Annotated in this window: 13 protein-coding genes and 2 tRNA genes; 6 read left to right on the plus strand and 9 right to left on the minus strand. The window is 44.5% G+C overall.

Annotation, left to right across the window (positions count from 1 at the left end; genetic code table 11):
• Positions 1-34: 34 nt before the first annotated feature.
• Positions 35-400 (minus strand): winged helix-turn-helix transcriptional regulator, encoded by a 366-nt coding sequence (locus tag F8C82_RS06385; RefSeq protein WP_151692715.1) that lies wholly within the window; start codon positions 398-400, stop codon positions 35-37.
• A gap of 306 nt (positions 401-706) precedes the next feature.
• On the opposite strand from F8C82_RS06385, the gene F8C82_RS06390 reads away from it, so the two are divergent.
• On the plus strand, positions 707-1,630 hold the full coding sequence (locus F8C82_RS06390) for a ClpXP adapter SpxH family protein (RefSeq protein ID WP_151692932.1): 924 nt from the start codon (positions 707-709) through the stop codon (positions 1,628-1,630).
• Between the two features lie 162 nt (positions 1,631-1,792).
• Positions 1,793-2,323, plus strand: a complete 531-nt coding sequence (gene msrB / locus F8C82_RS06395) for a peptide-methionine (R)-S-oxide reductase MsrB (RefSeq protein ID WP_151692716.1) — start codon at positions 1,793-1,795, stop codon at positions 2,321-2,323.
• 38 nt (positions 2,324-2,361) lie between these two features.
• Here msrB and F8C82_RS06400 read toward each other — a convergent pair whose 3' ends face one another.
• The 8 genes from F8C82_RS06400 to F8C82_RS06435 all read right to left on the minus strand — a co-directional run bounded on the left by F8C82_RS06400 (position 2,362) and on the right by F8C82_RS06435 (position 9,554).
• A complete protein-coding gene (locus F8C82_RS06400; RefSeq protein ID WP_151692717.1) occupies positions 2,362-3,018 on the minus strand; it encodes a diacylglycerol/polyprenol kinase family protein in 657 nt (218 codons plus the stop codon).
• Positions 3,015-4,295, minus strand: coding sequence for a hydroxymethylglutaryl-CoA reductase (locus tag F8C82_RS06405; RefSeq protein WP_151692718.1), 1,281 nt, complete (start codon positions 4,293-4,295; stop codon positions 3,015-3,017). The genes F8C82_RS06400 and F8C82_RS06405 overlap by 4 nt, the downstream gene beginning before the upstream one ends.
• Positions 4,296-4,305: 10 nt before the next feature.
• On the minus strand, positions 4,306-5,028 hold the full coding sequence (locus F8C82_RS06410) for a phosphatidate cytidylyltransferase (protein WP_151692719.1): 723 nt from the start codon (positions 5,026-5,028) through the stop codon (positions 4,306-4,308).
• 5 nt (positions 5,029-5,033) lie between these two features.
• Positions 5,034-5,603 (minus strand): CDP-alcohol phosphatidyltransferase family protein, encoded by a 570-nt coding sequence (locus tag F8C82_RS06415; protein WP_151692720.1) that lies wholly within the window; start codon positions 5,601-5,603, stop codon positions 5,034-5,036.
• Between the two features lie 489 nt (positions 5,604-6,092).
• Positions 6,093-6,170 (minus strand) — tRNA-Val (locus tag F8C82_RS06420).
• 873 nt (positions 6,171-7,043) lie between these two features.
• A tRNA-Val gene (locus F8C82_RS06425) sits at positions 7,044-7,121 on the minus strand.
• Positions 7,122-7,246: 125 nt separating this feature from the next.
• Positions 7,247-7,480, minus strand: coding sequence for a hypothetical protein (locus tag F8C82_RS06430; protein ID WP_151692721.1), 234 nt, complete (start codon positions 7,478-7,480; stop codon positions 7,247-7,249).
• A 79-nt stretch (positions 7,481-7,559) separates the two neighbouring features.
• Positions 7,560-9,554, minus strand: coding sequence for an alpha-ketoacid dehydrogenase subunit alpha/beta (locus F8C82_RS06435; RefSeq protein WP_151692722.1), 1,995 nt, complete (start codon positions 9,552-9,554; stop codon positions 7,560-7,562).
• Positions 9,555-9,730: 176 nt separating this feature from the next.
• Between F8C82_RS06435 and F8C82_RS06440 the strand changes: the two genes are divergently transcribed.
• The 4 genes from F8C82_RS06440 (at position 9,731) to F8C82_RS06455 (ending at position 12,134) form a co-directional block, all read left to right on the plus strand.
• The gene (locus F8C82_RS06440; protein ID WP_151692723.1) at positions 9,731-10,681 is read left to right on the plus strand and encodes an isopenicillin N synthase family dioxygenase; all 951 of its coding nucleotides are present in this window, start codon (positions 9,731-9,733) and stop codon (positions 10,679-10,681) included.
• Positions 10,682-11,365, plus strand: coding sequence for a tRNA (guanosine(37)-N1)-methyltransferase TrmD (gene trmD, locus F8C82_RS06445; RefSeq protein ID WP_151692724.1), 684 nt, complete (start codon positions 10,682-10,684; stop codon positions 11,363-11,365).
• A 146-nt stretch (positions 11,366-11,511) separates the two neighbouring features.
• The gene (gene rplS / locus F8C82_RS06450) at positions 11,512-11,859 is read left to right on the plus strand and encodes a 50S ribosomal protein L19 (RefSeq protein WP_151692725.1); all 348 of its coding nucleotides are present in this window, start codon (positions 11,512-11,514) and stop codon (positions 11,857-11,859) included.
• 53 nt (positions 11,860-11,912) lie between these two features.
• Positions 11,913-12,134, plus strand: coding sequence for a hypothetical protein (locus F8C82_RS06455; protein WP_151692726.1), 222 nt, complete (start codon positions 11,913-11,915; stop codon positions 12,132-12,134).
• The last annotated feature ends 2 nt before the right edge of the window (positions 12,135-12,136 follow it).

The following is a 12,136-nucleotide window of genomic DNA, read 5'->3' on the forward strand; positions in this document are numbered from 1 at the left end:
GGACAGATTCCGCACCTTTACTACGGTCTCCCCTCTACTCTTCCGTTCCAAAAACCGACTTTCGATATACACTCCCCCAATTTGCCAGTTCATCAATCAAGGGCGAAAGCGTCTTCCCGTACTCGGTGATGGAGTATTGAACCGTTATCGGCTTGGTATTCATCACCGTTCTACTTACCAGGTTATTCATCTCTAAATCCTGAAGTTCCTTGGAAAGCATTTTGGTTCCGATACCGTCTATTTCACGCATCAGATCCATAAAGCCCAACGTGTTGCCTTCTATCAAGGTTCCCAGAATATGGAATTTCCATTTTCCAGATAGAAGACTCATGGCATCACTAATGGCCTGCATCCTGACGCGGCAGATGGGGGTTGCGTTTATACTCGCTTTCTTTTTCATAGAAGTCGATTCTTTCCTTCCCACAAACGTACAAATAAACAGGTTGTAGTTTCTAAGAGGAAACCACTTTCCAAAGGGAAACCCATAGCATATACACAGTATCGGAATGCTAGATTTGTACGATTCCTAATCTAAAGTCAAACAGAAATCACAGTTCAAAAAAGGAGTCAAATTTCAACCGAGGAGGCAGAATTTGATAAGGCTTCTTGTACTGAAATAAGTGTTCAAAAAATGAGATTACTTCAACTCCTTTCGCTGTTCATCCTATTGATCAACTCCGGTTGTCAAGCTCAAACACAAAACACTATGAATGAAAACAATCCGTTAATCTGTGATCCAGAGAGTGGAATTTGTGAAATGCCAATCAGCAATGATAGCTCCGCCGAAAGCAGTTCACTACAAGCCCAAACCAAACCGATTAAAATCATTTATTACACGGATCCCATTTGCTCTTCTTGTTGGGGCATCGAACCCCAATTGAGGAAGTTAAAATTGGAGTATGGAGACTATATCGACATTGAATACAGAATGGGAGGGCTATTGCCCGACTGGAGTTACAACAGTGGCGGAATTAGCAAACCTTCTGATGTGGCCCATCATTGGGATGAAGTAAGTGTTTATTACGATATGCCCATTGACGGTGATCTTTGGCTGGAAGACCCTTTGTCCTCTTCATACCCACCTTCCATCGCGTTTAAAGCCGCAGAAATGCAAGACGGTGAAAAAGCCCTCTTATTTCTTCGAGAAATACGTGAGATGGTTTTCCTCCAAAAAAAGAACATAACCCGATGGGAATTTCTAGAGCAAGCTGCGACAAGTGTCGGTCTTGATATTGCTCGATTCAAGGCAGACTACAGTGGAAGAGCGAAAGAACTCTTTGAAGAATATCTGAGATTGGGCAGAGAGTTAGGCGTTAGAGGTTTTCCAACCATGTTCTTTTCGGACACTCTTGGAAGTGTAGAAATGGTATATGGATCAAAACCCTATTCCGTCTTTGAAAACGCAATCCTAAAGTTGCTTCCCAACGCTTCCAAAACCGAGTATGATCCAACTTGGAATGCTGTCTTTTCAAAATATGAATCCTTGACTGCAAATGAATTTTCAGTACTCACTGGCACACCCCGAAACGAAGCAGAAGCGGAGCTAGACGATTTAGTGGAGAGTGGAGCTTTGGACAAATGGACCACGAAGAATGGTGCAATCTGGACGTTGAAAAGCGATCGTCATTGACCCTTTGTATTGCAGAAGCACTCTGGTCATCCTAAACTTCCTTTCGAGATTTGTGTTCTGTTATAAAACCAATCGCGGAAGATTCTCGTATAAATTAGGAATGCTGTGAGATGAAAGGAATGAACAATCTCGCCGTCTTACACGTCAACTAATACGAATAATATGAAACTGACACAGATATTGACTTTGGGAATGATGACTTTCTTTGTTGCCTGCAATGCGCAAGAGCAGAAATCGAATGGAGGTCATGCTTCTGCCACAACTTCAAATGAAATGGGATATAACGTAGAGAAAAGCGATAGCGCCTGGAGAGCCAGTTTAACGGATGCTCAGTACAGAGTTCTAAGAGAGAAAGGCACAGAGCGACCACATACTGGAGAGTACAATCTTCATTTTGAAAACGGAATTTACACCTGCGCAGGATGTGGCGCCGAGTTGTTCTCAAGCGAAGCCAAATTCGATTCGCACTGTGGTTGGCCGAGCTTCGACAAGGCTTTGAGCTCGAATACAGTCGTTGAAATTCCCGACAGTAGTCATGGTATGGTTCGCACCGAAATTGTTTGTGCTAACTGTGGAGGTCACTTGGGTCATGTTTTTGATGACGGTCCAACAGAAACCGGAATGCGATACTGCATAAACTCCGTTTCCTTAGGCTTTGAAGAAGAAAGTTCTTCATCCTCTGAAGAAAAATAGGAATACAAGAACGGCCACTACATAGTGGCCGTTTTCATTTATGATCCCATCCAAATCACCAACAGAACGGAGAGCGGAATAGACAAGTTGTCCCATCCCTTCCGCGACACCGCTTCTGTAAGTGCTGAAATCAATGCAATAGCCAATACTGTGAAAATGGATTGAACCGACAGAGGTTCACTTTCCATCATCCAAATGATTCCGGTAATAAAAAAGGCCGACAGGCTGAAGGCAACACTACCCGCAACCGTCTTCGTTTCACCAGCCACTGAAAACGGAATTAAAGGCCACCTTCTTCCCACCAGTGCCGCCACAGGATCACAAATAGCGAGAATGAGAATCGGTGCATAAAAATGTCCAAGATTCCCAGTTTCTGCGTACACCAGATATACGAGGTAAACCGCTACGGGATAGAGAACACTTCCATACGTGGTCCTTTCAACATTGTTGATTCCCTTCAAGAATTCAAAGCGAATACTCAATACCAAGAGTATCAAAAATGAACTACATAAAATCAACACCTCCCAATGATTGGTCAATACGACTGGAAAGACGAGCGTTAGAATTCCCGTTCCGATATGGCTAATTTTCCTCGTGATTTCGACAGCCACTTTTCCCTTAACATATAGCCATTCAGAAATGGCAAATAAGCTTAAAAAGGCAACCGACATTCCCAATAATACGAGCACATTCATTTTCGACCCAATTTTTGATGAGCACTGGTGAAATGCCCTTCAGCTAGTGCGGCCGCAATGGAAATTTCACCACATAGCACTACTGCTCCACAGATTTCAGCAAACTTTACCGCTTTACCAAGACCAAAGCACCCCATCATTTCCAGGCACTCCTTTTGAGTAGGAAGTGAAGTCCCCCCTCCTACTGTACCCACAATCAGGTTGGGTAAAGTGACAGAGACGTAAAGTCCACCCTCTTCATTTACGCTCATTCTCGTAATCCCTATGGAAGCCTCAGAAACACAAGCGACATCTTGTCCCGTAGCTAGAAAAATAGCGGCCAATCCATTGGCATAATGTCCCTGAGATCCAATGGCTCCAGATTGAATGACATTCATCGTGCTGTGATGCCAATATCGGGCAATGTTCTCGGGCGTAGATTTGAGAACGGATGACACAACTTCTTTCGGAATGTCTATTTCTGTAACGACCTTCTTCCCCCTCACTCCTTGCAACGCACGAGAAGTCGCCTTTTTATCTCCTGATAAATTCCCTTCCACGTACCACCTTGTAGGTGTCAGTAGTGAATTTTGAATGATGAAGGTACAGATGGCATCCGTGCATATCGTCACCATATTTTGTCCAGCCGCATCTCCCGTATAGAAGTTCAGCAACAAAGTCACCGCATTCCCCTCCATATTCACAGAAACCCCTTTCAATTGGGCAAAGCGACTCTTCGTTTGGGTGATCTCAACAAAGTGATTCTCATTTTCTGCTACCCACTGAACAAATTTGGAGGCCGAGATCACAGATTCAAACAGAAACATCGGACTTCGCTGAACACCTTGACTAACGCAGATGGATCGTACTCCACCCGCTTCATAACAGGCTTTGGCACCTCTGTGGTAAGAGGCCACTAAAGCACCTTCACTTGTTGCAAGTGGGACAAAGAACTCGCCATTTGCGTGACTACCTCGTACTTTTACAGGTCCCATTACTCCTGTAGGCACTTGTGTCATTCCAATAAAATTCTCGATGTTTCCCTTCAGCAATGAATGGTCGAGGTTTTGCTCACTCCCCGTTGTAAATCCATCCGTGAATGCCGTATTGGACGTCAGAAACGCAATCCGTTCGCGAATCACATTCAAGTCGAGTGAATCTGAAACAGACAATCTTCCTTTCACCTTCTCTCTGGTAATAAAACTCAATTCCGAATCGAGCGAAGTGAACAGCGACAAATTCTCCCGTTCGATATTCTGAACGAACGGAACTCTATCTAGGTTTATCTTGGATTTCATATGGCAAAGATTATTGGGTTAGTAAAGTGGCATAAGCCACAATTGCAAGGGTGAAGATCAAGCTGTCAAAGCGATCATTCACGCCACCATGTCCGGGTATCCAATGACTATAGTCTTTTAGGCCAAGCTTGCGCTTTATCACCGAGGCGAGGATATCTCCCACAAATGCCAAGACTGCTAAAACACTTGACAATACAAGCTCTGTAGCCAATCCAGTGGCAATGCTCAAGTGGTTCATGTACTCGAAAATAGCCACGATCAATACAGCTATCCACCCTCCTATAAACCCTTCCGTGGTTTTACCTGGACTAATACTAGGAATCAGCTTTGAACGTCCTACCAGTTGTCCTGTGAGTTGTGAAAAACTGTCAAATACAATCACGGCCATAAGAACGGGACCTAGGATTTGATGAGAAAGACCAGCAGCCCTCACAAAACCTACTAGTAAGAAGATATAAGCTGCGATGGGCCATAGGTATTCACGAACGCTAGCTTTTAGTCGAATGGCACGAACAAACTCAATCAGTCCGATGAGTGAAACACCCCCAAAGGCAATCATTCGAGATGTTCTAGGCATATCCAGCCAGAAGAACAATCCAAAAACGAAGAGGAGATACACGGCATACTTCAACCACTTGTTCCATCGCTCAAGTGGATTTAACCGCACAGCGAGAGCCGTCATGCCTCCGCCTACCGCGGAAAGCACGCCAAGAATCGTAAGAAATATTTGCATGACTCTTACTTTTTAAGAACCCAATATAGGCCCTTGGCATTGGATCTCATTTCCGGAAGAACCGCTTGCACTAAAAGGTGTTCAGTAAAAGCCATTAAACCCCATATCAGCATGAAATAGTAATAGCTTTCGTAGAAATCGAAGACGAAAGTCACGAAAAAAAATCCACCCTGAATGTAGCCTCCAATTTTCATGGAATACAAATGCAAACTTGGAAGTCGCTTAAACTTGATAAGAGCGAACACCACTGTGGAAAGAAACATCCCGATGAACAAGAGAAAGCTCGCTAAATGAGGTTCTAAGGCCTCCCATTTAAAAGTGAAGAGTCCGAGAATAGCAGCGATATAAGTTCCATTATCTGCCATGGAGTCCAATCGAGCTCCTAGTTCTGTTTCGAGGTTGAATCGTCTCGCGATAAAACCATCTAAGATGTCACTGATCAGATTGGCAACAATGAGCCCAACGAACGGCGACTCTAACTTGGCATAGATGCAATACAGTAAGACGGGAAATGCCAGTATGCGATATACCGACAACGCATTGGGCAGATTCGCCCACGTTTTGGAGAGGTTCATAATTTAGGTTTATTTGGTTTGGGTGGCAATATATAAATTTTTACATAAATGCATTATTTTGATTTTCAACCTTATAAGCAACACATTAATTATGCACGTGCAGTATATCAGAATTAACTCCACCTCTTTGAAGATGAGATAGATATGGAGGTGAATGATAGAGGTTGGATTTTATCTCAAGGGCTTCGAGAGTGGGATTCCGCTCGTACCTCGTGGTCTCCTAGTGCGGTGACCTTCACCACCATTCGAAAGCCTACTCGCTCGACTTGATACGGCTCTGCCCTTGCTGCTTCATGCAACAAGCAAGGCTTTCATCTGCTATTCAACTGGAGATGGGATTCCGCTCGTGCCTCGCGGCATCCTTGCGAGTGATCTTCACCAATAGTAAGCCTCCTCTCTCCGTTCGGCCCGCTTTTTTTATTCCCTACACTTACAAGCAAGCTTGACGTGCGGGAATAAAAAAAGCCTCGCTGTAGCGAGGCTTTCTCTTGGTGGGTGATGAGGGATTCGAACCCCCGACCCTCTGCTTGTAAGGCAGATGCTCTGAACCAACTGAGCTAATCACCCGATAAAATCCGCGTTGCGTTTTGCGCTTGCGGGCTGCAAATATAGAACGCTATTCTTAATAATACCGCGGTTTGCAGGGAGTTTTTTAGAAAATATTTCCATCGTCAGAATCGCAAGGCAGCAATCTACAGGATATGAAGCAATTAGAATTGAGTTAAAGATCCTAGAATCTTAAGAAGCGGTCCGCCTTATCTCTTTAGACGATTGTAAACGTTTATATAACGACTCCCCTCAGAGAAAATACAGAACTTGAAAGCGGGGCTAGCGGGAGCGGCCCCTGGGGAACCCGTCAGCCATAATTTCGATTCTAGCCTTTACCCTACTGTCACTGATGCAATGCCCCTCTAATCTTTTACTTCACCCAACTCTCCCCTTCGTTCACATAATGATTCCAGCCCCGAGAAGTAGCTCAACCGAACCTGTAAGATGATCTGCTGACATTCTTACTCCCAATCCTTCTACCGTGTAGTGATTTTAAAATAGTGCGTGAATGGGATGATGCATAGTACGGCTCTTCCTATGCTCATCCTGTATCGTGCAATGAGCAATGCATTCATCAACTATTCAACTGGAGAAGGGATTCCGCTCGTGCCTCGCGGCATCCTATGAGAGGGCGCCACAACAATAATAGCCACCTCGCTCCGCTCGGTAAGGCTTTTTTTATTCCCTAACACTTACAAGTAAGCTTGACGTGCGGGCAAAGATTCTTTCGGGAGGGATTCACCTCCCTGCGGTCGGTGATCCCGTGTGGAGACCTCCACCATTCGAAAGCCTGTTCGCTCCGCTCACTACGGCTTTTTTCATGCTTGTTACGCTGCGAGCAAGCTCGGCGTAACCGCATAAAAAAAGCCTCGCTGTAGCGAGGCTTTCTCTTGGTGGGTGATGAGGGATTCGAACCCCCGACCCTCTGCTTGTAAGGCAGATGCTCTGAACCAACTGAGCTAATCACCCGAGATGTAACAACGCTTTCGCGTTATTGCGGGTGCAAATATAGAGTTCCTTTTTATTCCTGCAACAAGAGACCAAAAAAAATGTCCCGCTGTAGAGCGGGACATTTTCTCACCTAGAAAATAATACTATTTCGAAACTTTATAGCCGAGGCTCTTAAGATATTCAATATGAGTATCTACCTCTTGCTGTTTCTGTTTATCCATGATCTTATCGATGCTCTTTTTAAGACCATTCAATTCGTCAGGGCTCATTTTCCCTAGAAATTGTGAAGCAAAAAGTGACTTTAACGATTTGTTGTTGTTCTGATTCTCTCGAATCTTGTTCACTAATTGCAGCGGAGTGATATCCTTTTTTGCCATACTTTCTCTCTTAAATAATACTTGTCTCTCGCTGCAAATATACAAACCAATTGTACATCACTGGTTTACGTAAATTGGCCTAGTATTCAAGTAACATTTCCAACTTCTCCTTTAATCGATTCCATGGAAGGAATCCACCTTCCAATGGAGAGGCAAATGGAATTGGAGTATCTAAAGAGGTTACATGTACGATAGGAGCATCCAGATGAGTAAATAACTCCTCTCCCACTCGAGCAGAGATATCATTGATGAATCCTCCACTGCGCACGTCTTCTGAAACGAGTATCAATCGACCTGTTTTACGCACACTGGTGGCAATGGTTTCATAATCCCATGGCACAAGGGTTCGAAGGTCGATAACTTCTACATCAGCGTCGAGTTCACGTACAATGTCCATGGACTTATGCACTCCCATTCCATAGGTCACCAATGTGGCTGCTGATCCAGCTTTAACAATGGATGCACGTCCAAATGGAACCGTGTAGTATTCGGTTGGAACTTCTCCTGTTTCACTTCTGTACAACCCTTTGTGTTCAAAGAACATGACAGGATTAGGATCGCGGAAAGCTTGGAGCAACAAGCCCTTAGCATCCGCTGGATTCGATGGATAGACGACTTTCAAGCCAGGCGTATGGGTGAACCACGCTTCATTGCTCTGCGAATGGAAAGGTCCGGCAGCAACGCCTGCTCCGGTAGGCATGCGAACCACTACGTCAGCGTTTTGCCCCCATCTCCAATGAATCTTAGCGAGGTTATTCACGATCTGCGTAAAACCTTCGGTGACGAAATCGGCGAACTGCATTTCTACCATGGATTTCTTACCGACGATAGAAAGCCCCAATCCCGTTCCTAAGATCGCTGCCTCACACAGAGGAGTATTTCGAACTCGAGCTTTTCCAAATTTCTGCATCAATCCATCGGTAGCCTTAAATACACCACCATAATCAGCAATGTCTTGGCCCATCAAAACCAATTCTGGATGTGCTTCCATCGCTTGGGTTAACCCGCTGTGAATAGCATCAATCATTCGCAATTCTTCCACCTTATCTGAAGATGGATGAACCTCTTCATTGTCAAATGGCGCAAATAAGTCACGGAACTCCCGTTCTTCATCAAACTGAATAACCGGATAAGAATCAGCTACGTCCAATTCATCGGCGATGTGTTTCTTCACTTCCGCTTGCATGGACTGCATTTCCTTTTCATTCGTGATATTGTTCTCGATCAAAAAGGCTTCAAAGCGCTTCAGTGGATCTTTAGTGGTCCACTCTTCTATCAATCCCTCTGGATAATATTTGGTTCCTGAAGCTTCTTCGTGACCGCGAATACGGAAGGTCTTGCATTCAAGAATTACTGGACGAGGATTGGAACGCATACTATCGGTAAGAGCTCTGGTGGTGCGGTACACCTCAATAATGTCGTTTCCATCCACAGAATAGGCTTCCATGCCATAGGCAGGACCTTTCACAGTGAATGAATCGAAATTGAATTGCTCTCTACTTGGTGTACTCAAGCCCCACTGATTGTTCTCAATAACAAAAATGACAGGTAAGCCCCAAACGGAAGCCACATTCAAAGCCTCGTGGAAGTCACCTTCAGATGCTCCACCGTCGCCGGTATACACCATGGCCACTTTCTGATCTCCATCGATCAAGTGACCCAATGCCAAACCATCTGCAAGGCCTAATTGAGGACCTAGGTGGCTGATCATGCCCACTATTTTGTGTTCTTTGGAACCGAAGTGGAACGAACGGTCTCTTCCCTTTGTGAATCCCTCTAACTTTCCTTGGAATTGGGCAAAGAGCTTGTTCAAAGGAACCTTTCTAGATGTAAATACACCTAGATTTCTGTGCATGGTACAGATGAACTCATCCTCATTCATGGCGAGGGATGTGCCTACGGAAACGGCCTCTTGTCCGTACCCTGAGAACCACTTTGAGATTCGTCCTTGTCGTAGTAAAATTAACATCTTGTCCTCGATCAATCGAGGGATGATCATCGCTTTATAGAGATCTATATATTGCTCGTTCGTTAGCGATGGCTGCTCTGGTAAGCCTGCTGCTTCACTTTTCATGGGTCATCGTAAGATTGAAACACCAAATGTAATGAGGAGACGTTCACATCTACACAAATTCCCAAATCAATTGTGAAGATTATCAACAATTCCCATCTTCGCATAAGAACAACTACTTTGCAGGTGGCCCACACCACCTATAACCTTTGTACCTTTGCCTCTAAACCGCATCGAATATGCCACTGACAAGTATTCCAACTGTAGATCTATCTGAATTCACTTCCGGTGATTCCGTTCGTAAAAATCGCTTCATTCGCGAGTTGGGAACGGCCTATGAAGAAATTGGATTTGTGACTGTTACCAATCACGGTTTGACCCAAGAACTCCGTGAAAATCTATACGAGCAAGTGGAGCAATTCTTCGCGCTCGACGAAAATATCAAATTGAAGTATCACGTAGACGGATTGGCGGGTCAGCGTGGCTACACTCCTTTCGGAAAAGAACACGCCAAAGGCCACAATGCGGGTGACCTAAAAGAATTCTTCCAATTCGGACAGAACATGAAGAGTGATCCACATGAAGGGGATGATTATCCTCTAAATGTGAATGTATCTGAACTTCCACAGTTCAATCCAACGGCAATGACGGCGTACAAAACTTTGGAAGCAGCAGGTTCAAAACTCTTGCAGGCCATTGCCTTGTACTTGAAGTTAGACGAACACTACTTCGACGCCAAGATTCACGATGGAAACAGCATCCTACGCGCAATTCACTACCCTCCTATTACTGAAGAACCGAAAGATGCTGTTCGCGCCGCCGAACATGAAGACATCAACCTCATCACACTATTGATGGGTGCTTCTGCGGAAGGATTGGAAGTGAAGACCAAAGAGGGAAAATGGCTCGCTGTAAATGTAGCCGAAGATGCCATTGTGGTGAATGTTGGCGATATGCTTCAGCGATTGACCAATAACGTTCTTCGTTCTACGACCCATAGAGTTGTGAATCCACCTAAAGAAAAGTGGGGAAAATCGCGTTTTAGCATTCCTTTCTTCCTTCACCCAGTAGCAGAAATGGATCTTACTTGTCTCGATTCTTGTATCACAGAAGAAAATCCAAAAGGTTTTGAGGATACTACAGCAGGTGAATACTTGGATGAACGCCTACGCGAAATCGGATTGAAATAAATGAGAATAGATATTATCACGGTTCTACCCGAGTTACTGAGAAGTCCGTTTGAAGCTTCTATTCTAAAGCGAGCCCAAGACAAGGGTCTCGTGGAGGTTCATTTACACAACCTAAAGGAATACGGCCAGGGTAAGCACAATCAGATAGACGATTACCAATTCGGCGGTGGAGCTGGAATGGTAATGATGGTTGAGCCCATCTTTGAATGCATCGAAAAATTGCAATCAGAGCGCAAATATGACCAGGTTATTTACATGACTCCTGATGGAGAAACGTTTAACCAAAGTCATGCAAACCAACTCTCTCTGCAAGAGAACCTCATCATTCTCGCCGGACACTACAAAGGAGTTGATCAACGCGTTCGTGATCATTTAATCACAATGGAATTGTCGATTGGAGATTTCGTGCTGAGTGGTGGCGAACTAGCCGCGGCTGTTGTCTCCGATGCGATCATCCGACTCCTTCCGGGCGTTCTAAACGATGAGACTTCCGCATTGACGGATTCCTTCCAAGACAATTTGCTAGCCCCACCCGTTTATACTCGTCCAGCTGAGTTTCGAGGCTGGAAAGTTCCAGATGTTTTGTTAAGCGGTCATTTTCAAAAGATTGACGACTGGCGTCATGAGCAAGCTTATCAGCGTACACTCAACCGTAGACCTGACTTGCTGGACGACAAAAAATGAGGCAGTTAGCGTAGATTTTTATAAAAAACCTCGTAAGTTTGCACCCCGTTTCAGAGGTATATTTCCAAAGGAACGTTTACGGAGAGTTAACCTCTGGCAAGAGCTGTGTATGTTAACTCACGATGAAACCATTAACAATCAGTAAGATGGATCTAATTTCTTACGTTCAGGAGAAGTTCATCGAAAGAAATGACCTTCCCGATTTTAACGCCGGTGATACAATCACGGTTTATTATCAAATTAAGGAGGGCGAGAAAACTCGTACTCAGTTCTTCCGTGGTGTTGTATTGCAACGTCGTGGTGAAGGAGCAACTGAGACTTTCACAATCCGTAAGATGTCGGGTAGCATTGGTGTAGAGCGTATCTTCCCAATCAACAACCCAAGCATCGAGAAGATCGAAATCAACAAGCGTGGTAAAGTACGTCGTGCACGTATCTTCTATCAGCGTGAGCGTACAGGTAAGGCTGCACGTATTAAGGAAAAGAGAATGTAGTATTTACATCCTCCTAATAAAAAGGCCGCTACTTTGTAGCGGCTTTTTTATTTATGGCACATACATCTTCACGTGGTTACCGAATCCTAGACAAACGCCTCAATGGCAAACTAGGGATTCTATTGGCATCTGTCAATGGACAGCGCTATATCGTATCAATACATTTCTACTTCTGGGGAATACAAGTCTCCAAGAAGAACTATGAATTTGTAGACGAAACGGAAGCGAAGTTTTTCTTTAATCGATCAGTTGTCAAGCTCTTAGGTGAGATTTAACC

Origin of the sequence: Phaeocystidibacter marisrubri (assembly GCF_008933165.1) — a bacterium.
Lineage (GTDB): Bacteria > Bacteroidota > Bacteroidia > Flavobacteriales > Schleiferiaceae > Phaeocystidibacter > Phaeocystidibacter marisrubri.